Source organism: Sulfuricaulis sp., from assembly GCF_041499725.1.
Taxonomy (GTDB): Bacteria; Pseudomonadota; Gammaproteobacteria; order Acidiferrobacterales; family Sulfurifustaceae; genus Sulfuricaulis.
The window spans coordinates 38,309-59,704 of record NZ_JBGQKW010000004.1 but is presented as its reverse complement, the minus strand read 5'-3'; the positions used below and the strand labels follow the sequence as shown (position 1 = coordinate 59,704).

27 protein-coding genes and 1 pseudogene are annotated in these 21,396 nt (G+C 61.2%); 15 read left to right on the top strand and 13 right to left on the bottom strand.

Features of this window, described 5'->3' with window-relative positions; all coding sequences use genetic code 11:
- The 5 genes and pseudogenes from ACC569_RS01680 to ACC569_RS01660 form a co-directional block, all read left to right on the top strand.
- A pseudogene (locus ACC569_RS01680) lies at positions 1-276 on the top strand (hypothetical protein); the annotation flags it as partial.
- A gap of 63 nt (positions 277-339) precedes the next feature.
- The gene (locus ACC569_RS01675) at positions 340-1,221 is read left to right on the top strand and encodes a pseudouridine synthase (RefSeq protein WP_372521756.1); all 882 of its coding nucleotides are present in this window, start codon (positions 340-342) and stop codon (positions 1,219-1,221) included.
- Positions 1,222-1,450: 229 nt separating this feature from the next.
- Positions 1,451-1,954 carry a BCAM0308 family protein gene (locus ACC569_RS01670; protein ID WP_372521755.1) on the top strand — a complete coding sequence of 168 codons (504 nt, stop codon included), beginning with the start codon at positions 1,451-1,453 and terminating at the stop codon, positions 1,952-1,954.
- A 52-nt stretch (positions 1,955-2,006) separates the two neighbouring features.
- Positions 2,007-2,681: an adenylyl-sulfate kinase gene (gene cysC / locus ACC569_RS01665; protein WP_372521754.1), complete on the top strand. Its 675-nt coding sequence runs from the start codon at positions 2,007-2,009 to the stop codon at positions 2,679-2,681.
- 3 nt (positions 2,682-2,684) lie between these two features.
- Entirely contained in the window at positions 2,685-2,960 is a 276-nt protein-coding gene (locus ACC569_RS01660) for a hypothetical protein (protein WP_372521753.1), read from the top strand.
- A gap of 225 nt (positions 2,961-3,185) precedes the next feature.
- Here the strand turns inward: ACC569_RS01660 and nadA are convergent, their stop codons facing one another.
- Positions 3,186-4,247 carry a quinolinate synthase NadA gene (gene nadA, locus ACC569_RS01655; RefSeq protein ID WP_372521752.1) on the bottom strand — a complete coding sequence of 354 codons (1,062 nt, stop codon included), beginning with the start codon at positions 4,245-4,247 and terminating at the stop codon, positions 3,186-3,188.
- 176 nt (positions 4,248-4,423) lie between these two features.
- Here nadA and ACC569_RS01650 point away from each other — a divergent pair, with 176 nt between their 5' ends.
- Entirely contained in the window at positions 4,424-4,807 is a 384-nt protein-coding gene (locus ACC569_RS01650; protein ID WP_372521750.1) for a DUF6394 family protein, read from the top strand.
- 10 nt (positions 4,808-4,817) lie between these two features.
- Entirely contained in the window at positions 4,818-6,530 is a 1,713-nt protein-coding gene (locus tag ACC569_RS01645) for a TrkA family potassium uptake protein (RefSeq protein ID WP_372521749.1), read from the top strand.
- A 117-nt stretch (positions 6,531-6,647) separates the two neighbouring features.
- On the opposite strand, the gene ACC569_RS01640 is transcribed toward ACC569_RS01645, so the two are convergent.
- The 4 genes from ACC569_RS01640 to ACC569_RS01625 all read right to left on the bottom strand — a co-directional run bounded on the left by ACC569_RS01640 (position 6,648) and on the right by ACC569_RS01625 (position 9,260).
- The gene (locus ACC569_RS01640) at positions 6,648-7,658 is read right to left on the bottom strand and encodes an NAD(P)-dependent alcohol dehydrogenase (protein WP_372521748.1); all 1,011 of its coding nucleotides are present in this window, start codon (positions 7,656-7,658) and stop codon (positions 6,648-6,650) included.
- A gap of 194 nt (positions 7,659-7,852) precedes the next feature.
- Entirely contained in the window at positions 7,853-8,086 is a 234-nt protein-coding gene (locus tag ACC569_RS01635) for a hypothetical protein (protein WP_372521747.1), read from the bottom strand.
- A gap of 134 nt (positions 8,087-8,220) precedes the next feature.
- Positions 8,221-8,385, bottom strand: a complete 165-nt coding sequence (locus ACC569_RS01630) for a hypothetical protein (RefSeq protein ID WP_372521746.1) — start codon at positions 8,383-8,385, stop codon at positions 8,221-8,223.
- Positions 8,386-8,492: 107 nt separating this feature from the next.
- Complete coding sequence (locus ACC569_RS01625; protein WP_372521745.1) at positions 8,493-9,260, bottom strand: OmpA family protein; 768 nt, start codon at positions 9,258-9,260, stop codon at positions 8,493-8,495.
- Between the two features lie 300 nt (positions 9,261-9,560).
- On the opposite strand from ACC569_RS01625, the gene ACC569_RS01620 reads away from it, so the two are divergent.
- Positions 9,561-9,830 (top strand): MoaD/ThiS family protein, encoded by a 270-nt coding sequence (locus tag ACC569_RS01620; RefSeq protein ID WP_372521744.1) that lies wholly within the window; start codon positions 9,561-9,563, stop codon positions 9,828-9,830.
- Positions 9,831-9,967: 137 nt separating this feature from the next.
- Positions 9,968-11,056 (top strand): WD40/YVTN/BNR-like repeat-containing protein, encoded by a 1,089-nt coding sequence (locus ACC569_RS01615; RefSeq protein WP_372521743.1) that lies wholly within the window; start codon positions 9,968-9,970, stop codon positions 11,054-11,056.
- 1 nt (position 11,057) lies between these two features.
- Here the strand turns inward: ACC569_RS01615 and ACC569_RS01610 are convergent, their stop codons facing one another.
- Positions 11,058-11,207 (bottom strand): hypothetical protein, encoded by a 150-nt coding sequence (locus tag ACC569_RS01610; protein WP_372521742.1) that lies wholly within the window; start codon positions 11,205-11,207, stop codon positions 11,058-11,060.
- 251 nt (positions 11,208-11,458) lie between these two features.
- On the opposite strand from ACC569_RS01610, the gene ACC569_RS01605 reads away from it, so the two are divergent.
- The 6 genes from ACC569_RS01605 (at position 11,459) to ACC569_RS01580 (ending at position 17,109) form a co-directional block, all read left to right on the top strand.
- The gene (locus ACC569_RS01605; RefSeq protein ID WP_372521741.1) at positions 11,459-13,195 is read left to right on the top strand and encodes a DUF1800 family protein; all 1,737 of its coding nucleotides are present in this window, start codon (positions 11,459-11,461) and stop codon (positions 13,193-13,195) included.
- 1 nt (position 13,196) lies between these two features.
- The gene (locus tag ACC569_RS01600; protein ID WP_372521740.1) at positions 13,197-14,543 is read left to right on the top strand and encodes a DUF1501 domain-containing protein; all 1,347 of its coding nucleotides are present in this window, start codon (positions 13,197-13,199) and stop codon (positions 14,541-14,543) included.
- Positions 14,544-14,622: 79 nt separating this feature from the next.
- The gene (locus ACC569_RS01595) at positions 14,623-15,138 is read left to right on the top strand and encodes an MOSC domain-containing protein (RefSeq protein ID WP_372521739.1); all 516 of its coding nucleotides are present in this window, start codon (positions 14,623-14,625) and stop codon (positions 15,136-15,138) included.
- 189 nt (positions 15,139-15,327) lie between these two features.
- Positions 15,328-15,882, top strand: a complete 555-nt coding sequence (locus tag ACC569_RS01590; protein ID WP_372521738.1) for a hypothetical protein — start codon at positions 15,328-15,330, stop codon at positions 15,880-15,882.
- On the top strand, positions 15,879-16,484 hold the full coding sequence (locus ACC569_RS01585; RefSeq protein WP_372521737.1) for a hypothetical protein: 606 nt from the start codon (positions 15,879-15,881) through the stop codon (positions 16,482-16,484). The genes ACC569_RS01590 and ACC569_RS01585 overlap by 4 nt, the downstream gene beginning before the upstream one ends.
- Positions 16,485-16,641: 157 nt before the next feature.
- On the top strand, positions 16,642-17,109 hold the full coding sequence (locus ACC569_RS01580) for a hypothetical protein (RefSeq protein ID WP_372521736.1): 468 nt from the start codon (positions 16,642-16,644) through the stop codon (positions 17,107-17,109).
- A 94-nt stretch (positions 17,110-17,203) separates the two neighbouring features.
- Here ACC569_RS01580 and ACC569_RS01575 read toward each other — a convergent pair whose 3' ends face one another.
- From ACC569_RS01575 to ACC569_RS01545, 7 genes are all read right to left on the bottom strand, one after another.
- A complete protein-coding gene (locus ACC569_RS01575; protein WP_372521735.1) occupies positions 17,204-18,148 on the bottom strand; it encodes an NAD(P)-dependent oxidoreductase in 945 nt (314 codons plus the stop codon).
- A complete protein-coding gene (locus ACC569_RS01570) occupies positions 18,091-18,516 on the bottom strand; it encodes a GFA family protein (protein ID WP_372521734.1) in 426 nt (141 codons plus the stop codon). Before ACC569_RS01570 ends, ACC569_RS01575 begins: the two co-directional genes overlap by 58 nt.
- 122 nt (positions 18,517-18,638) lie before the next feature.
- On the bottom strand, positions 18,639-19,208 hold the full coding sequence (locus tag ACC569_RS01565; protein ID WP_372521733.1) for a YceI family protein: 570 nt from the start codon (positions 19,206-19,208) through the stop codon (positions 18,639-18,641).
- A 30-nt stretch (positions 19,209-19,238) separates the two neighbouring features.
- Positions 19,239-19,802: a YceI family protein gene (locus ACC569_RS01560; protein WP_372521732.1), complete on the bottom strand. Its 564-nt coding sequence runs from the start codon at positions 19,800-19,802 to the stop codon at positions 19,239-19,241.
- A gap of 16 nt (positions 19,803-19,818) precedes the next feature.
- Positions 19,819-20,343 carry a cytochrome b gene (locus ACC569_RS01555; protein ID WP_372521758.1) on the bottom strand — a complete coding sequence of 175 codons (525 nt, stop codon included), beginning with the start codon at positions 20,341-20,343 and terminating at the stop codon, positions 19,819-19,821.
- A 41-nt stretch (positions 20,344-20,384) separates the two neighbouring features.
- Positions 20,385-20,912 carry an SRPBCC domain-containing protein gene (locus ACC569_RS01550; protein ID WP_372521731.1) on the bottom strand — a complete coding sequence of 176 codons (528 nt, stop codon included), beginning with the start codon at positions 20,910-20,912 and terminating at the stop codon, positions 20,385-20,387.
- 57 nt (positions 20,913-20,969) lie between these two features.
- A complete protein-coding gene (locus ACC569_RS01545; protein ID WP_372521730.1) occupies positions 20,970-21,392 on the bottom strand; it encodes a VOC family protein in 423 nt (140 codons plus the stop codon).
- Between the last annotated feature and the right edge of the window lie 4 nt (positions 21,393-21,396).

The window sequence follows — 21,396 nt, the reverse complement described above, 5'->3', positions numbered from 1 at the left end:
CTCAAGGCCAGCCGGCATTTCACGGTCGCCCTGTTGGTGCTGCTGGGCGTACTGCTCATGCCCCTCCTCCTCGGCATGATCGCCGCCAGTCTGTCGCTATGGGCCGGTTACCTGCTGTGGCTCGTGATCGGATCCGTCACTCTGCCGTTGGTGTCCGCCAGCCTGTACTGCAGTTACCGCGATATCTTCAGTACGCACTATAACTGGATGCACGCCGACAGACGCCGGCAAGCCGGGCGCGCGGGGCTCGATGAACAATCACTCCGACCACTTTGACTTTTAACCAGGCGATATCTTCATCTTCTGCCAATTTGTTTTTTGTTGCGTAGAATCGTGTAAATGGCTATCGCCAAACAGCCTTCCGTCGTGACCATGCCGGCAGCGGAAAAGCCCTATCCATCGATAGTAGAATTTCTGTGCCAGACCTTCCCGGCTATTTCCCGCGACCGGTGGGTGGAACGCATACGCGAAGGCAAGGTGCTCGACGACCAAGGTAAACCCATCACCGCGGAAACGAAGTATTCCCCTTCCCAACGGATTTTTTATTTCCGGGAAATCGAAAACGAGCCGGTCATTCCTTTTGCTGAGCAAATCCTGTTTCAGGATGACGAGATACTGGTGGCCTGCAAGCCGCACTTTCTGCCCGTGATTCCGGGAGGCCGTTATGTGGAGGAATGTTTATTGAACCGCTTGCGCAACCGAACCGGCATGACCGATCTGGCGCCCCTGCACCGGCTGGACCGCGAGACTGCGGGGATTGTCATTTTCTCCGTCAACCCAAACACCCGCGGCCTTTACCATGATCTTTTCATGCACGGGAAAGTGGAGAAAACCTATCACGCGCTGGCGGAAGTGAATCAGCCGCCGCGGGAAAACCAATGGACGGTCGAAAACCGGATCGTTCGGGGCGAACCACGGTTCCGAATGAAAACTGTCGCGGGTGTCGCCAATGCCTGTTCACACATTCAGCTTCGGGAAGTGAAAGGCAACCGGGGGCTTTTCCGATTGCAGCCGGTCACCGGCAAAACCCATCAGCTACGGCTGCACATGAGCGGTCTGGGGTTCAGGATCATCAACGACCGGGTTTATCCCGATCTGCAGCCGGAACGAGACGATGATTTCGACCAGCCGCTCCAGTTGCTCGCCAAGAGGATTCGGTTCCATGACCCCGTCTCCGGACAAGTCAGGGAGTTTCGATCCGAGCGGGAGCTGTTGTTGTAATGCCGTGTATAGTGCGAACCCCGCTCCGACTTTCTTGGAAATTATTCCTCGCACCAAACAGCGGTCTTTCCCCCTATTTCTCTCGCGATTCCACGAGCCAACGGCATACAGGTTGACGTGCATCAAAGCAGGCGGCGGCTTGCCGTGGCTTGATGTTCGAATGGTTGTCGTGAAGGGCGTGAACCTGGCTGTTCAAGTTCTTGTGCACGCGATGCGTGGGAGGTATGCCATGACCGGACGGAAGAAGGAAGAAGACTATATGCATCAGCCCAGGAGGGATCGCATGGACGAAGAGCGTGTGAGCGATCCCTATCGGGCGCGGGGCAAGTGGCCGGAGCCGACCACCTGCCCCGAGTGTGGCGCGATCGTTCATCACGGACAATGGCGGTGGGGAAAGACAGCGCCAGGAGCCGAACTGCATCTCTGCCCCGCGTGCCAGCGGATACATGACCGGGTGCCGGCCGGGCAGCTGACGCTGAGCGGGGAGTTTTTCGCCGAGCACCGCGAGGAGATCCTGCACCTCGTCCGTCATGCCGAGTCGAAGGAGCGCGCCGAGCACCCGCTCGAACGCATCATGGACATCAAGGAAGAAGCGGACCACGCCGTGGTCACCTTCACGGATTCGCACCTGGCGCACGGGATCGGCGAGGCGCTGCGTCACGCCTATCACGGTAAGCTGGATTCACACTACACGGACGAAGACGGTCTCCTGCGTGTCGCATGGAACCGCTAGCCGAGGCGACCCGCGGCCAAGACAGTCGATTTTCTGAAGCGGAGCAACTGAAATGACCGAAATACGCGCAACCAACATCACCTGGCACGAAGGGCACGTCAAGCGCGAGGACCGGGAGAAACTGCTCGCCCAGAATGGGGCAACCATCTGGTTCACCGGGCTCAGCGGTGCGGGCAAGAGCACCATCGCCTTCACCCTCGAGCACGCCCTGGTCGAACGCGGTCAATTGGCCTATGTGCTCGACGGGGACAATGTCCGCCACGGCTTGAACAAGAATCTGGGCTTTACCGCGGCCGACCGCGAAGAGAACATCCGCCGTATCGGCGAGGTTGCCAGACTCTTCGCCGATACCGGTGTGATCTCGCTCACCAGCTTCATCAGCCCGTACCGCAAAGACCGCGACCGTGTCCGCCAGCTTCATCGGGAGGCCGGTCTGCCGTTCATCGAGATCCTGGTCGACGTTCCCATCGAGGTGTGCGAAACGCGCGATCCCAAAGGCTTGTATAAGAAGGCGCGCGCCGCGCTGGCCGCGGGCAAGGGCATCGGGTTCACCGGCGTGGATGATCCGTACGAGCCACCGCTATCACCCGAAATCGTGATTCACAACGACAGGATCACGCCTCAGGAGGCGGCGGTGCAAGTGATAAGATACATGGAGTCGCAGGGTCTGTTGCCCGGGTTGAAATGGATAAGTGATGGCGTCATCTCGAACGAGTCAAGGAGGTGAAGCATGCTTAGCTACATCATGGGTTTGGTCCAGGCGTTTGAGTACCGACATGGATTCAGGCCGCAGATGGTTTGCCTGAATCCACGCCACCTTCATCAGTTGCTGGTGGAATTTCCGGACATTGACCACGAAAAATTCTTCGGCAAATTCGGAGTTCGAATACTCGTGCTTCCGGAAAATGACTTGCCCCATCCGTGCGTCGAGTGGTTACCATCCAGCAGGCCAAGGGTAGAAGCACGGCCGGCCATTGATCGATCAGCTCTGCACCGAGCCGCTTAGTACGACGTATTCAGGTGGATTGATTTATATCCCGTCTGACAGTTGGTTGAAAAAGTCCGTCCAGGACTTTTTCAACCACGCAAAGCAAAAATGTCATTTTTGCTTTGCTCCATTTTTCAAACATTGGCGCGTTTGAAAAATGGCGGTCGATCCATCGACCGCACAGCAGTCTGTTGAAAAACGATTTTTTCAACAGACTGCTGTTGCCCGGCTGAAATATAGCCGTCAGTCGCCGTGGCTTTTCTGCTGGATCGAGCGCGCGAAGTCGAGCATCCGTTGCGTGGCGCGCAGGGCTTTCACCCGCACCGCCTCGTCGACGCGCACTTCGTTCGCGCCGCTCTCCAGAACCTGCGCCAGGTTGTCCAGCGCGTTCATCGCCATCCACGGGCAATGGGCACAGCTCTCGCAGCTGGCGCCCTCGCCCGCGGTAGGCGCGGCCATGAGGATCTTTCCCGGCGCCGCCTGCTGCATCTTGTAGAAGATGCCGCGGTCGGTGGCGACGATAAGTTTCCGCTGCGGAAGGTTTTTCGCCGCCTGGATCAGCTGGCTGGTCGAGCCGATGACGTCGGCCAGTTCGAGCACCGCCGTCGGCGACTCGGGATGCGCGATCACCGCGGCATCGGGGTGCTGACGCTTGAGCGCCGCGAGCGCCTGGCCCTTGAACTCGTCGTGCACCACGCAGGCGGCGTTCCACAGCAGCATGTCCGCACCGGTTTTGCGTTGAATATAGTTGCCGAGGTGTTTGTCCGGCGCCCAGAGGATTTTTTCGCCGCGGGTTTTCAGGTATTCGATGAGTTTCACCGCGATGCTCGAGGTCACCACCCAATCGGCGCGGGCTTTCACCTCGGCGCTGGTGTTGGAGTACACCACGACCTGGCGATCGGAATGGGCATCGCAAAAGGGAATGAACCGATCCGCCGGACAGCCGAGATCGAGCGAGCACTCGGCTTCCAGCGTCGGCATGAGCACGCGTTTTTCGGGGTTGAGGATTTTGGCGGTCTCGCCCATGAAACGCACGCCGGCCACGACCAGCGTGCGCGCCGGGTGCGCGTTGCCAAAGCGCGCCATCTCGAGCGAATCCGCCACGCATCCGCCGGTTTCCTCGGCCAGGCGCTGCAGATCCTCGTCCACGTAGTAGTGCGCCACGAGCACCGCGTCCCGCTCCTTGAGCAGGCGCTTGATGCGTTCACCGAGGCGCGCGCGTTCGGCGTCCGGCAGCGGTAAGGGCGCCATCGTCGCCGGCAGCTTGATGATCACCGGGGCGGGCATGTCGAGTCGCTGGGTCATGTGCTGCTTCCTGCATCCTGCTTGGACGGAAGTATGCCTTAAAATAGGCGTTCGGTGGCGTACGTTTTTGACAGCCACCATGGTGCCTGCCGCGGTGACCCACTACAATTTGTAGTGTCATCGGGACTTGTACCGGCCGGCGGTCGCGCCGGACAGGGCCCGCAACGGGAGCAATCATGAATACCGAGAAAGTCGTTTTCAGCTTCTTCATCGTCCTCGCCCTGACCCTCAACTTCGGCTTCTTCATCGGCGGCATCGACAACCCGGCACACCACAACGTGTACGAGCTGTTCGCCGCGATTGTCGTAAACCTGATCGCCACGGTGCTCAAGTTCGGCGACCGCACCCAGACCGGCGCGGTGCTGCTGGCCACGAGCCTCGTGGCCAATCTGCACCTGCTCGCCGCGGCACTCTTGTGGTCGGTGGCGGCATACGGCGCAGGCATCGGGGAGACTCCGGCGGTGATGGCGGCGATCGTTTCGCTCGCCGGTGGCGCGCTGCTCGCCAACATCGTGTCGGTCGTGCTGCTGATCGTCGAGATCGCCGTGCTGCGCCGCTGACGACACCGCCATGGCCACCGCGGCGCGTTCCCGCGCCATTTCCCTGGTGTTGCGGCGCATGCGCGCGCCGCTGCTGGTGCTGGTCGGTGCTTACGCGATCTCGGTTCTCGGGCTGGTGCTGATCCCGGGCAGCGATACCGCCGGCCAGCCGCAGCACATGGATTTCTTCCATGCCTTCTACGTCGTGACCTACACGGTGACGACCATCGGCTTCGGCGAGCTCCCCCACGCCTTCACGGATGCCCAGCGCCTGTGGATGACCGCGATCATCTACCTCGGCGTCATCGCCTGGGCCTACGCGATCGGTACGATCATCACCCTGGTGCAGGAACCGGCCCTGCGCCAGGCGGTGCGCGAGGGTCGCTTTGCGCGCGGTGTCACAAGCCTTACCTCACGGTTCTACGTCGTCTGCGGCTATGGCGATACCGGCAGCCTCGTGGTGCGCGACATGTCCGACCACGGGCTGAGCGCGGTGGTGCTCGAATCGCACCAGGACCGCATCAACGAGTTGTTGCTCGAGGAGCTGGACAGATACGTGCCGGGGCTGTGCACCGACGCCGGCCACGCCGCCAACCTCGAACTTGCCGGCCTCAACCACCGGCGCTGTGCCGGTGTCGTGGCGATCACCAATAACGACCGCGTGAACCTGCGCATCGGCATCGCCGCCAAGTTGCTCAACCCGCAGCTTCAGGTTATCTGCCGCGCCGAACTGCCCGAGACGCGCGAGAGCCTGGAGGCGTGCAACATCGATGCGATCATCGATCCGTTCGATGCCTTCGCCGGCCGGCTGGCGCTGGGACTGCACGCCCCCGACATGCGGCTGGTGCAGGAATGGCTCACGCAGCCGCCGGGCCGTATCTTGCCACGTTGCACCCATCCGCCGCGTGGCACTTGGGTGCTGGTTGGCTACGGACGCTTCGGCAAGGCGGTGCACCGCTACTTCGACGAGCTCGGCCTGCGCACGGTGATTATCGAGAAGGACCCGGTGAAGGCCGGCGCGCCCACGGGCACGGTCGCCGGCCGCGGCATCGGCTCGGCGGCGCTCGAGGCGGCGCACATCGAACAGGCATCGGGGATCGTCGCCGGTACCGACAAGGACGCCGACAATCTTTCCATCACCATCACCGCGCGCGAGCTCAACCCAAACCTGTTCCTGGTGGCGCGCCAGAACGCGCGCGAGAACGAGGCGCTGTTCCGCGCGGCGAAGCTCGACATGGTGGTCGACAGCGCAGCCATCATGGCCAACGGCATCCTGGCGCTCATCAGCACGCCGCTGCTCAAGGACTTCCTGCGGCTGGCGCGCGAACACAGCAATGACTGGGCGACCCGGCTGCTGGAACGGCTGTCACCGCTGCTCAACGGCGAGACGCCGCAGCTGTGGACGGCGCGGCTCACGCCCCAGGAGGCACCGGCGGTGGGCGAGGCCCTGAGCCGCGGCGAGCTGAAGATCGGACATCTGTTCGCCGACCCGGGCGAGCGCGAACGGAGGTTGCCGTGGCTGCCGCTCCTTCTCGTGCGCGGCGATGCCGAACAGTTATTGCCGCCGGACGACACCGTGCTCGCACCCGGCGATGCCATCCTGTGTTGCGGGCGGTGGGATACTTTCAATCGCATGGGCTGGTTGCTCACCGATCCGAACGTGCTGCACTACGTGCTCACCGGCAACACGCGCCCGCAAGGCAGCGTGTGGCGCTGGCTGGCAGCACACCGCGCAAGCGTCTGATACCGTCCCCGCCGCAGCTCACGTAACCCGCGCAAGCGAGGTCGAAGGACCCTCCACGAACGGCATTTGGTCAGAGCTTCTCTTTCCTATAAATCTCCGATCCTTGCTTGCGATTCCTCAGCTCAGATCGTTCTCAAGCACAATGCGGTAGCGCGCCTTGCCGGCTTCCAGGTGGGCGATGGCTTCGTTGACGCGGCTCATCGGGAAGGTTTCAACCACGGGTTCGATGCGGTGGCGGGCGCAGAAGTCGAGCATCGTGCGCAGCGTGGCGGGCGCGCCCGTCGGCGAGCCGGAAAGGCTGTGCTGCCCGCCGATCAGCGCAAACGCGGGCACGGACAGGGGCGCGAGAACGGCGCCCACGATGTGCAGGCGGCCCTTGGGCGCGAGCGCGGCGAGGTAGGCGTCCCAATCCAGCGCCACGGCGACGGTGGAGATAATGAAATCGAGCGAGCCGGCGATCTTTTTCAGTTGCGACGGATCGCGCGAGTTGACGACATGGTGCGCGCCCATTTGCTTGGCCTCGTCGCGCTTGGCGTCGGTGGACGTGAACGCGGTAACCTCGCACCCCCACTTGTTGAGGAACTGCAATGCCAGATGACCGAGGCCACCGATGCCGATCACGCCGACGCGCTGCGTGGGTCGAATGTCGAACTGCACGAGGGGATTGAACACCGTAACGCCGCCGCAGAACAGCGGCCCCGCCTTCTTCATGTCGAGCCCCGCGGGCAGGGGCGTGGCCCACTCGGCCTGACAGCGCACCTTGTCGGCGAATCCGCCGTGACGGCCGACGATGGTCTGCTCGCCGTCCGCGCACAGGTTGTGGTTCCCGCTCAGGCACTGGTCACAGGTCATGCAGCTGCCGCTGAACCAGCCGAGCCCGACCGCGTCGCCAACCTTGAGATGTGTGACGTTCGCGCCGAGCTTCGCGATCGTGCCAACGACCTCATGGCCGGGGACCAGCGGGTACTCGCTGTCGCCCCATTCGTTGTTGATCATGGACAGGTCGGAGTGGCACAGGCCGCAGGCGATGACGGCGATCTCGACCTGATCGGCGGCGAGCGCGCCGGGATCGAACTCGATGCGCTTGAGGCGGCCTTTGGGCTTGTGGACGGCGTAGGCCTGGATCATGGGCCCTCTCCCTTTCCCTTGGCTCGTTCATCAGGGTAGCGCGAAATGCCGGGTACGGCGTGGAGCACCCGAATCATCGCGCGCTGCGCGCCGGGGTGCAACTGAGGATTGGCGGCATGCTTCGCCGGGTGCCGCGACAGATAGGCGGAACGGCTTTACGTCAGGCGGCGAACAAACATGCCGTGCGCCGGGGACTACTTGGGGTTTTCCTTGTTCTTATCCGGTTCATCCTCCGAACTTTTCTTTTCTTTCTTGTCGTCTTTTTTTTCCGACTTGCTGAGCGATCCACCGACCTTTTTCACTTCTTGGCCCATGCCCTTGAGCAACTCGCCGAAATTATTTCCGACCTTTTTGGCATTGTCATCAAGGCTGGTATCGTCAGCCAAGGCAGGGCCGAAGCTGCACGCGCCGACGAGGAAACTTGCCATCCACAGCGTCCGAAGTCCACTAAAGCATTTCAAATTTGTCATAAGTTTTGCAGACCTCTCAGTTAATCGAGTATTGCATTAGAACATTCGACTGTGCGCGCGGCTGACGCCGCGATGGCGTCGTATCGCCCGGGCTACTCGTCCTTCGCGACGGTCTCGCTCTGCTCCGGGGACTGCTCGGGATTTTCACCGGGCTGATCAGCGCCTTTCGCCAGCTTGCGCTGGCGCTTCTCTTCCATCTTTTTCTTCTTTTGCAGCTCTTTCTGGCGCTTCTGAAACTGATAGTTCGGTTTGGCCAAGGTGGCGCCCTCTTGAAGGTTAATCCGGTTTACGCGGTTATTTTACGCCTTGCCAGGAATCTTTGCGCCCTGAAAAAAGGCCTGCCGCCTGAGGCGGCAGGCAAAGCTTACGGTTTCGTCGCAGGCGCGGCGGGCGTCGTCGGGGCAGGTGCCGCGGCGGCGGGCTCCTTCGCGGGTTCCAGCTCGGCCACCGGCTTCAGCACGATCTCGACCCGGCGGTTGCGCTGCTTGTTCTCATCCGAGTCGTTGGGTGCCACCGGGTGGTACATCGAAAAACCCAGGGACTCGAGCCGTTTCGGATTGATGAAGTGCTTGGTTTCGAAGTAACGCGCGACGGCGGACGCGCGCGCGGCCGACAGTTCCCAGTTCGAGGGATATTTCACCTTGAGCTTGTCGCTGATCGGCGTGTCGTCGGTGTGGCCCTCGACGCGGATGGTGTCGGTGCTGTCCTTGATGGCGTCCGCCAGTTTGTCGAGCACTTCCGCGCCCTGGGGAAGAATATCGGCGCTGCCGGACTTAAATACGATCTTGTCGAGCATGCGCACCGACAGCTGCCCGCGGAGCTGTTCGATCTCGACGTTCTTGTCCGTCAACTCCTTGCTGAGCCGCTCGCGCAACTGCTTCTCCTGATTCTGCAACGCGTCGAGTTTGCTCTGCCTGGCCTCCGCCGCCTGGCGGAACACGCCGAGCTCCTGGTTAGCCGCCGCGAGCTTAGTATCGAGTTCGCTGCGCGCGCTGTTGCAGGCGTCGAGATCGCTCTTCGCCTGCTTTTGGCAGGCCGCGAGTTCGGCCTGTTTCCCGTCGAAGGTCGAGGTCGACACACAGCCGGTCAGGAACACGCCGGTCACCAGAACAACACGTAATATTTGTTTCATCAGCAACTCCTCTTCAAGAATCGGAACGATAACATATGGGTTTCGGCATTTCCGCGCCCCGGCTGAATCCGGGCCGGTCAGGGGGGAGAATACTAATGCCTGTCCGCAGGATATTACAAATAACAAAAGGATGGGCGGGATATTTCGAGTGCGCCAGCGGCGCTCCGGTTAATAATTCTTGCCGCGTGAATGGCAACAGGACCTGATTTTATTAAGCATCACCGCCGCTGATGCCGAGAGCTTGATTTCCGGACGCTGCAGAGAATACGCTGACGCTCTCGGACTCACCAAGGTAGGGATATGCCCCAGGTCGTGTTCACACCCAATCTCCAGCGTCATCTCGCCTGCCCGCCGCGCGCGGTGGCCGGACGCACCGTCGCGGCGGCGCTGCAGGAAGTGTTCGCCGACAATCCGGTCCTGCGCGGCTACGTGCTCGACGACCAGGGACAACTGCGCCAGCACGTGGCGATCTTCGTGGACGGCCGTCAGATAAACGATCGCGCGCGTCTGACCGATCCGGTACGCGAAGCGAGCGAGGTCTTTGTCGTGCAGGCGCTGTCCGGAGGCTGAAGAAGCTCTGATTAAATCTTCCGTTCGCCCTGAGCCTGTCGAAGGGTGAACGGAGGATCGCTGGTAATTCATCCATTCATGGTTCGACAGGCTCACCACGAACTGACTTAATTTGGAGATTTCCCAAGGAGGAAATTATGGCCGACCGAATCTACGTCGCTACCCGCAAAGGACTGATCACGTACGCGCGCGGCAAGGATAAACATTTCCGTATCGCACAGACCGACTTCCTCGGCGACCCGGTAACGATGGTGCTGCCGGACACGCGCGACGGCAGCGTGTATGCCGCGCTCAATCTCGGCCACTTCGGCGCGAAGCTGCACCGCACGCGCGACGGCAAGACCTGGGAGGAATGCGCTCCGCCTGCCTACCCGGCCGCCGCGGAACAAGAGGATAAAAAATCGGATTCGGTGAAACAGATCTGGGCGCTCGAATCCGGCGGGCGTAACGAAGCGGGCACGCTATGGGCCGGCACCATTCCCGGCGGGCTGTTTCATACGCGCGACGGCGGCGATTCCTGGTCGCTGGTCGAATCGCTGTGGAATCACCCGAAACGCAAGGAATGGGGCGGCGGCGGTTACGATCAGCCGGGCATCCATTCGATCTGCGTCGACCCGCGCGACCCGCGGCGAGTGGCGGTCGCCGTGTCCACCGGCGGAGTGTGGGTCACGACGGACGCGGGCGTGAGCTGGAACTGCCGTGCACAGGGCATGCGCGCCGCTTACATGCCGCCGGAGCTGGCCTACGAGCCTAACGCCCAAGACGCGCACCGGATGGTGCAGTGCCCATCCCACCCGGATGTGTACTGGGTGCAGCATCACAACGGCATCTTCCGATCGACCGACGGCGCCACGAGCTGGCACGAGATCACGGATGTGAAACCATCCGTCTTCGGTTTTGCCGTGGCCGTGCATCCGCGCGATCCCGACACCGCGTGGTTCGTCCCGGCGGTCAAGGACGAATGCCGCGTGCCGGTGGACGGCAAGCTGGTGGTGACGCGCACGCGCGACGGCGGCAAACACTTCGAGGTGTTGCGCAACGGCCTGCCGCAGGAGCACGCCTACGACCTCGTTTACCGGCACGGATTGGATATCGACTCGACAGGCGAACAACTGGTGTTCGGCTCGACCACGGGCGGTTTGTGGTTCTCGGAAGACTCGGGCGATTCCTGGCAGAACCTTTCCACGCATCTCCCGCCGATTTATGGAGTGCGGTTCGGGACATGAATTAAATCTTAAAGTTGCCCCGGTTCGGTGCCAGCGCACTGATCTGATCCAGCGCGGCGGCGAAACACCGCCACCCCATCGGGCGGTATTCCGCATGTTGCCGGATTTCCGCGCAGGCCTGTTTACCGCCGATGTCATAACGCATGCTCAATCGGCGTTTGTCCGCAGGATTCGTCCGATCGTCGGATGTGCGTTATTCTGCCGATTCGTCCATAGGCGGCCAACTCCGGTACCGGTAGGATGCCTTGCGGATGCAACGCCTTCGCAGCGTGACTGAATTGGAGCCAGGGTCAACATCTTCCAGGTCGCGGCGTTAATGGCGGATCGGAGTTCAGGATTCTGTCGCGGCCGGGAAACCCCGGGGATGCCGCACACAGCGGACACCGTTGGAGGAAAAAAATCGTGGCGGTAAAAATAAAAATACATCGCGGGACCGCCGGAAACCGGGCACGGAATGTCTGGCAGGGCGCGTCGATCGCGATCGCGGCACTAGCGCTGGTGGCGTGCAGTGGCGGCAGCGACTCCAGTTCCTCGAACGGTTCCGGCACTGCCTCCACTCAAATCGTCGTCTCCCAGGCGGACGCCGCCCGGATGCTGGACCAATCCAGCTTCGGCTCCACGGCGCAGGACATCGCACATCTGCAAAACGTCGGGTTCGACGCATACCTTAACGAGCAGTTTGCCGCCTCGCCGGCCGGTTATTCCGGCTTCGCCTACGTCACGCACTCGGCGCCCACCAGCTGCCAGAACGACGGCACGGCAACCAGCCCGGCGAGCCTGTGCGCGCGCGACAACTACAGCCTGTTCCAGGTGCAACGACGCTTTTTTCAAAACGCCCTGAGCGGCTCCGACCAACTGCGCCAGCGCGTCGCGTTCGCGTTATCGCAGATTGTCGTGGTCTCCGGCACCGAGATCTACGAGGCCTACGGCATGGCCGCCTACCAGAACATGCTGCTGCGGGACGCGTTCGGTAATTTTCGCGACCTGCTGAACGACGTGACTCTGAGTCCGGTCATGGGTAATTTCCTGGACATGGTCAACAACGACAAGGCCAATCCGGCCCGCGGCACGACTCCGAACGAAAACTACGCGCGCGAGCTGCTGCAGCTGTTCTCGATCGGCGTCAACATGCTCAATATCGACGGTTCGGTGCAGACCGATGCGCAAGGCCGTCCGATCCCGGCCTATAACGAGGACGTGATCGAAGGCTATGCCTACCTGTTCACCGGCTGGACCTACCCGCCGCGACCCGGCGCCGCGTCGCAGTGGACCAACCCGATCAATTACGAGGGCACGATGGCGTCGTTCGCGAGCCATCACGATACCGGATCGAAGCTCATTCTCCAGGGTCGTGCGCTGCCCGGCGGCCAGACGCCGGAACAGGATCTCGCCGATGGCCTCGATGCGGTCTTCAATCACCCCAACGTCGGTCCGTTCATCGGCAAACAGCTCATACAGCATCTCGTCACCAGTAACCCCTCGCCGCAGTACATTACCCGCGTGGCCGCGGTGTTCAACGACAACGGCCAGGGCGTGCGCGGCGACATGCGCGCGGTGATCCGCGCCATCCTGCTCGACCCCGAGGCACGTGGCGACGCCAAAACCGATCCGAACTACGGCCACCTGCATGAACCCGCGCTGTTCATGACCTCGATCCTGCGCAATCTCGGCGGGCAGTCGGACGGTGTCTATTTGCGCGCGCAGGCGAACGGCATGCAACAGAATATTTTCACGCCACCCTCGGTGTTCAATTATTTCCCCCCGAGCTACGCGATTCCGGGCACAACGTCGCTGGGACCGGAGTTTGGCATTCAGGACACGACAAGCGCGCTGAATCGCGCCAACTTCGTCTATCAGCTGGTCTACGGTAACGGTGGTAATGGTGTGTTGCCGGACGGCAACGTCGCCGGAAGCACCGGAACCAGCCTCGACCTGTCTTCATATCAGTCCAGCGCCGCGAATGCGGATACGCTGGTCCAGCAACTGAACCAACGGATGATGCACGGCACGCTGTCGCCGGTCGCCGGCGCGACGATCGCGCAGGCGGTCAATGCCGTGGCGGCAACCGATGCACCCAACCGCGTGCGCATGGCGGTTTACCTGCTGGCAAGCTCGCAACAATACCAGGTGGAGCGCTGACATGAATCGACGCGACTTTCTTCGCCACATGGGCGGCATCGGGGCCGGTGCCGCGCTGGCGCAGCTCGGGCTGCTGGGCGGCCGCGCCCTGGCCGCACCCGGGGATTACAAGGCGCTGGTGTGCATTTTTCTCACCGGGGGCAACGACGGCAACAACACGATCGTCCCCATCGACACCACGGGTTATGCCAACTACTCCGCTATCCGGGGTCCGCTCGCGCTGCCGCAGGCAAATCTGGTGCCGCTGCCGGAAGTAGGCGGCGCGCTGCGTTTCGGGCTGCACCCGGGACTGACCGACTGGCAGGCGATCTGGAACGCCGGACAGATGGCGGTGCTGCTCAACGCGGGCACGCTGCTACAGCCGCTGACGCTGGCCCAGTATCAGGCTTCGACCAGCATCAGGCCGCTCAATCTTTTTTCGCATATCGACCAGCAACATCAGTGGCAGGCCGCGATATCGGACGCCGCGAGCAGCACCGGCTGGGGCGGTCGGATCGCCGACCAGCTCGCCGCCGCGAATGCCGCTTCCAGCGTGCCGACGATGATCACGGCCACGGGCAACAATCTTTTCGTCACCGGACAGGCCTCGCGCGCACTCGCCGTTCCGGTCTCCGGCTCGTTCGGGCTGAGCGGCACCGGTACCAGCGGCGCGAACCTGGCGCGCACCAATGCGTTTACGCAGCTACTCGGTGTCGACAAAGACGCGCAACTCGTCGACGCGGCGCAGGACATCGTCACCAACGCCTTGAACTATTCCGCGACGCTCGGCCCCCTTCTCGCCAGCAACACGACCCCGGCGGCAGCGCCGTTCGCGACATTGACCTCCGGCATCTCGAAGCAGTTGCTCGCTATCGCCAAGATCATCGAGGCGCGCACCACGCTCAACGCGACACGCCAGATATTTCTCGCCTCGCTGGGCAGCTTCGATACCCACACCAACGAGCTCAATACCCAGGCGAACCTCTTCGGTCAGCTCGGTCCTGCGGTCAAGGCGTTTTACGACGCGATGGTGGCGATCGGCGAGAACGCCAACGTGACCACGTTCACGCTCTCCGATTTTTCGCGCACGTTCAAGCCGAACACCGGCGGCGGCAGCGATCATGCCTGGGGCAACAACCATTTCATCATCGGCGGCGCGGTGCACGGGCAACGCTTTTATGGCACGCCACCGGCCCTGGCCCTGGGCGGGCCGGACGACACCAGCAACGAAGGCCGCTGGATTCCGACCACGGCGGTGGATCAATACGCGGCGACGCTTGCGACCTGGTTCGGGGTGTCGCCGGCCGGCCTTGCCAGCGTTCTTCCCAACCTGTCGCGGTTCCCGACCGTCAATCTCGGCTTCGTCTAGTTCCGCTGCCAGCTTCACCTCCGCTATTTGCCAAGAAGGTGCTTCAGTCCGTGCGGAAGCTGTAGTATTACTTCTCCCCATGCTTTTTAACTGGCTCGGTTTCAAGCGACACAAGCGTCAAGCGCCCACGCTCAAGGCCATCTTTGTCGCCACCTCGGCGGGGGAACCCATGCGGTCGGTGAATGCGACCGAGACCATCAGCAATCGAGGCCTGCAAGGCGATCGCTACAGCGAAGACAGAGGCCACTGGAAATCGATTGACGGTTGCCAGGTCACGCTCATCACCGAACATGATCTGACACAGGCGAAAAAAGGAACCGAGGCCAAGTTCCAGCAAGCCCTCGATAACGGTAGCCATCGGCGCAACCTGGTCATCGCGGGGATAAAAACGAAAAATCTGGAAGGACGAAAGTTTCGCATCGGCACTGCCATCTTCCGTTACGACAAACCTCGCCCGCCTTGCGCTTACCTGGACAAGATTACCGGCAAGGGCATGTGCCGTGCCTTGAGCCACAATAGCGGTGTGTGTCTCCGCGTCGTCGGCGGCGGCAAACTTGCTGTGGGTGATACGATTGAAATAATCGATCAGACGTAAACGTAAATCGCTTCGACCTATTTAACTCCACACCCCTGTTATAAAAAGTAAATCCGCTACTGGTCTTAATGCGCAGGCTGTCTCTCCCTGACGACCGCCGCGAGTCCTTGCAAGGCCCGGCCCCGCGTCTCGACATTTCGGTTGTCTATACTCCTATTTATCAGCAACACATCTGCACAGGGAGGCAACATGAAATACCGGATATCGCTCGTCCTCGGGCTGATCGCGCTGGGGCTATTGACCGGCTGTGCCAGCAGCGGACCACAGCGCGACATCAACGACCCGACCAATTCACTGGTCTTCGGTTACGTCGACATGGCCGATGCGCCGACGGGCGTCAGTTCCGCCTGGATTACGCAGGTTGCCCCGCCGTCCGACACGCCGTACTGGGGTCTCGGTATCTCAAAAGGCCTGTTCTACAACTCCTATCTGCCTCCCGGCTCGTATCAGCTGTCCAAGCTGGGCGGTTCGGGCTTCTTCGCCGGCCAGCACGAGTACAGCTTCCCCCGGCAGGGCAACCAGACCGCGCTGCGCATCGCCAAACCCGGAATCTATTTCCTCGGCTCCTATAAATACAAAAAGGCGAAGAGCGGCATGTTCGAGCCGGGCAAATTCTCGATCGAGAAAATGAGCAAGCCGACGGAAGCCGAACTGCTGAAGCGCATCCTCGACGAGGACAGCGAAATCAAGGGCTCCGCCTGGGGTAACAAGATTCGCGCGCGTCTGACGCAGCTTAAGTCATGATGCCCCGCCGCCTGACACTCGCCCGCGCCCATCTCGCGGTGGCGAATCTGTTACTGCTCGGCGCCTGCGTCGGCGCGGCGCGCGAACCGGTGGACAGTCTCTCCGGCCTCGGCGGCGACGAGACGGTCGTCGTCGGGCGCATCGAGCTCGTCCCGCCGCTGCGCAAGGAAGAGCAGAAACTCAAGGGGCTCAACTCCGGCAGCTTCGAGAACAAAGTCTTTCTGTTCGCGGATGAGCATTATCGGGTGTTGACGGAGGAACCGGGGATGGCCGACTACGCCGGGCGCATCGAGGCGATACTCGGGAAGAACTTCTGCGTACGCAGCCACACCAAGCCGTTTTTCATCCTCGGCGGCATGCTGTATCTGGACCTCGGCGGCCGGGAGATGAACCGAGCGTATTTTCCCGGCGGGTTGAAGGTTTCCATCAAACCGGGGGACAAGGCGGTCTATGTCGGTACGGTTCAATACCACCGCAACGAGTTTTTCGAAGTCACGAAAGTCACGATCGTCGACGACTACGATCACGCCAACGCCGAGTTCAAAAAGAAATTCGGGGCGAGGTATCCCCTGCACAAGGCGCTGCTGACGTCGGCCAAGTAACGTCAGCTGTTTCGGCGCTTCCGGCCCTGTCCCGGCAATCGCGCCTGCTCTTGAGGCGATGCCGTACTGGCGCTGACCGATAGTCCTGGCAGGCGCCCGGACGCCACCTTAGACTTGGCTACACTCTAAGGCAGCCCCTCGAACAATCAGGTGATACATGAACACAAACTGGATCTGGATAGGAAAATTTCTCATCGTCATCGCCGCCGCGCTGGTACTCGGCGAAGTTCTTGGCAGCCTTGAGCTGTTCAAAAGCACCACGCTTGGCACTCCGAAAGTCACCGCAGGTTCGCTGGTGCGGTTCTTCGCCCACACCGGTGCACTGGTCCTGCTGTTGATGCTCGGCCAGCGGCTCGCGCAGCAACTCCGGGCCACGGGCGGCGGCACGGCCCGGCTCGCCGATCCGGTGCTGGCGCTCATTACGTTAATCGTCACGGCCAGCGCCTACGTGGTGCTCATCAATTTCAGCACGCCGTTTCTCGGCCATGGCGTCAAAACCATGCTCGACTGGACGTTCATCCTCGGCATCCTGGCCGCCGCGGTGTGGTTGGTGTGGGCGCTGTTCCAAAATTTCGAAGCGGTAGTGGAAGCCATCGGCAAGTCCACGCGAGCCAAGACGGAGTAATCCAGGTTCAACGCAAACTAACTAAAAACGGCCCCGCAAGGGGCCGTTTTTATTTCGGAGTCCATGTGAGAATCAGTTCTGATCCATTTAACTGCTAACTGTCTCTTCGCCCCATCATCTGCTCCAACACGAGCAACAGCGAGCTCGTATCCTGCTCGCCGAGGCCGCTGCCCATGAGCGCGTTGAGCTGCTGCATCACCTGCGCGGTAACCGGAAGCGGCAACCCGGCATCGTGCGCGAGATCGAGCGCCACACCGATGTCCTTGTGGTGCAACGCGGCCACAATGCCGGCCGCGAAATCGCGCTCGACCATCTTCTTGCCCAGTACGTCGAGCATGCGGCTCGCGCCCAGCCCGGTCATGACCGCCTCGCGCACCTTGGCCGCTTCCGCGCCCTGCTCGCGCGCAAACAGCAGTGCCTCGGCGGCGCCTTGCAAACAGGCGAGCTGGCAGATCTGATTGGCCAGCTTGGTCACCTGTCCCGTTCCCGGCGAACCCATGTAAAAAATCGTCTTGCCCATGCATTCCAACAGCGGCCGCGTGCGCTCGAAAATGGTCTTTTCTCCGCCGACAAAGAACGTGAGCGAGGCCGTCTTGGCTCCCGCCACGCCGCCCGAAACCGGCGCATCCAGCATCGCGATGCCGCGTTCACTTAAGCGCCTGGCAACGTCCCGCGCGATCGCAGGCGAGATCGTGCTCATGTCCACGTGGATCAAGCCGGACGACGCGCCATGAACAATCCCGTCCGGCCCGAGCGCGACCGACTCGACATCGCTCCCGGCGGTGACCATGGTGAACACCACCTCGCTCGCTTGCGCGACCGCGGCGGGCGAGGCCGCCAAATTTAATCCCAAGCGGCTGGCGTGGGCGCGCGAGCGCTCGCCGCGCGCATAAGTGGTAAGTGTGTGCCCGGCGGCGAGCAGATGCCGTGCCAGCTCGCTGCCCATGTTTCCAAGGCCTATAAAACCGAGTCGCATGGGTTTCACCTGCTGTTGTCGGTTAGGTATTCCGAATGAACCGGAAGATCGTCGCCGCTGCATGACCAGCTCGCGCGCGAGTCCCAGAAGATGCGCGCCTGCGGTTGGATCGTAGGATCGCTATCGAGCGAGCCGGCCGGGATGACGATCATGTCCGTCTCCTTCACATAGCGCGGCACCTGGCTGCCGCACACCGTGCAGAACCGGCTGGTAAAACGTTTCGCCTCTGGGATTTTGTAGGCACGGATCAGGTCTTCGCCTTTGATCCATTTGATCGTGCCGGGCTTAATGAGCAGGTTCGATGCATGCCCCGTGCCCGAGGCCTTGCGACAGCGCCTGCAGTGGCAATGGTAAAACTTCTTCGGCTCGCCGCTGATTTCGTACTGCACGGAACCGCAGAGACAGCTTCCGCGAAAGATCGGTTGTGTCATGGCATGTCCGCTGAGAGCTTGACGGTGCGAATAGGTTATCTCAAGCAGACTGCCTTTGAAACAATCTCTCCGTCCCTATCACTTCTGATTCGATGCTCCAGTTCCTGAAGTTCGCGCAGAGGTCAGTCCTTGAGCGCTTCGACCTGGATTCGCAGGTGGATCTTCCCGGCCTCACCTTCGCTGTACAGCGTCATGCCGAAGTCGGCGCGGTTCAAATCGCCTTCCGCGTCGGCGCCGCAAACTAATTTCTTGAATAAGGGATGCGGCATGCACATGAAGCTGTTGATGGTGAGTTTCACCGGCTTGGTGATGCCGCGCAGCGTCAGCTGTCCGTCGACCGACGCCGGCACGTCGCCTTTGAACTTGATGTCGCCCTTGTACGTCATCGTCGGAAACTTCCCGACGTTGAGCCAATCCGCGGTGAGCGCGTGTGCGTTCATCTTGTCGTGGCCGAAGTCGATGCTGGCGGCGTCGACCTGGATTTCGGCGCTGCCGGTTTTGGCGGCGCGGTCGAGCGTGATTTTTCCGGTGGTTTTGTTGAATTTCCCGCGCCAGACGGAGAGTCCCATGTGGGAGAACTCCAGGCTCGGGTAGGTGTGTTCGGGATCAACGGTGAAATTGTCGGCGACGGCCAGGGCCGGAACCGTGATAGCGGCGATGAGTGCAGTGAGCATCCATTTCTTGCTAGACATGAGGCTTCTCCTGAAGTGATGAGTTGACGATTACTTGGCGGCGGTTATTCGAAATTTGACAATGACTTTATCTTCAAGCGTGTCGTCCCATTCGGCGCTGCCGATCGCGTACGCCTTGCGGGAAATGGGCAACTCGCCTTCGTAGACCTGCACGCCACCGTCGGACCGCCGCGTAAAAGGAACCTTGATCTCCTGAGTTTTGCCTTTGAGCGTGAACTTGCCCTTGGCCTCGAACCGGTTTGGCCCCACGGCGACCACGCCGGATGAAATGAAGCTGGCCTTCGGGTAAGCCGACGTATCAAACCACTCCTTCCCGCGGAGTTCTTCTTCGTATTCCGGCGCCCCCAGGTCAAAACTGGCCGTGTCTATTTCAATTCGTGCACGAGCCGCCGTGAGGTTCACGGGATCGAAGTTGACGACGCCGTGGAAAATCTTGAAGCGGCCTTCGACGGGCACGTTCATCTGGCGAAAGGTCGCCGCTATCTCGCTCTTGGTCGCATCGATACCGCTCGCCACCGCGACCGCCGTCAGCGTCGCGGCGGCGAGAAGCGTGGCGAACCAACGGGACAATGATCCGGCGACACGAGCGTTCATGTTTCGACCTTACATATTACAGTCGTGGCGATTTGAGAAAAGGGACCATGCGCCCCATCAGGCCGTCGCGATCCATGAAGTGATGCTTCATCGCCGCGGCGATGTGCAGGCCTACCAGCGCGGCGAGACCAAAGGCCAGCCATTTGTGCACCTGAACCAGGAAATCGCCGAGGGCTTTGTCTTTTCCGATGAGGTCCGGTAGCGGCAAGACGCCGAAGTAGACCGTCGGGACGCCCTTGGCCGAACTCATCAACCACCCGCTCAGAGGAATTAGAAACATAAGCAGGTACAGCACAAAATGGGTGATCCGCGCGGTCCGCGTCTGCCAGGGCGGGATAACGCGCGGCAGACGCGGCGCGGGATGCGTAGCCAGCCACCCCGCCCGGAGGAAGGCCAGAATGAAAGTCGTCACTCCCATCCACTTGTGCCAACTGTAGTACCGCAGTTTTGCCGGAGACAGAGGCAGATCATGCATATAGAAGCCCAAGCCCCAACCGGCGAAGATCAGCAAGGCGATGAGCCAATGCAGCGAGATAGCCATCCCGGTATAGCGCGCTCCACCGTTCACAAAGCGTACCTAAGCTAACCGGCCTTCGCCAGATATTCAGCGAGCTGCTCAAAGGTTCCGCCCCAGCCCTGCTGCATCGAGTCGAACCCGTCCTCGAAGGTCTTGCACTCTTCCGCCGTCGCGTTCAGGGGGAGCCAGCGCACGGTGACGGTCGTCCGACCGGCCTGTTCGGTGAAGGTAATCGTACTCAGCATTTCCAGCGGCCAGGCGAGATGCATCGGGTGCCGGGTGACATTGCCTTTTTCATCGGAAAAGGAATTGACGAAGACGAGCCGTTCGGGTTTCACAATTTCGCGAAAAACAAACTTGCCCCACATATCGTGGCCGTCGGGGGATCGCATGCCGTAGTGATAGCTGCCGCCCGGGCGCAGGTCCATCTTGCTGTGAACCACCTTGAAACCTTTCGGTCCCCACCAGCGCTGCATGTGCTCCGGGTCGGTCCACAGCTTGAACATGAACTCGCGCGGCACATCGAAGGTGCGCGAGATGACGAACTCCTTCGTCTGGGGTTCCGTGACAGAACTGTTTCTCTTTGCGTCCATGTTTCTCCTCCTTTCGTTGGGCCCGTCAGGGCCGTCCGCGGCAGCGACTTGTATGCCTCAATCCTGAGGTACAAGCTGCGGGTTCCATACGACCTCCCACAGATGCCGATCAGGATCTTGAAAGTAGCCCGCGTAACCGCCCCAGAAGGTTTCCTGAGCCGGCTTTACGATTACGGCGCCAGCGTTCTTCGCTTGCTTCATAACCGCATCGACTTCAGCCTTGGACGAGACGTTATGCCCGAGCGTGAACTCCGTGGGACTAGGGCTGCTTAGAGTAAGACCTGAATCACGGGAAATACTCTTGCGCGGCCAGATTGCCAGCTTCAGTCCAGCCTGCAAGTCAAAAAAGGCTACCGCCCCATATTCGAACTCCTTGCCGATAATGCCTTCCGTCTTCAAGCCAAGACCATCGCGATAGAACTGAAGTGCCCGTTCCAAGTCATCAACGCCGATGGTAATCATAGTAATTCGAGATTTCATGCAC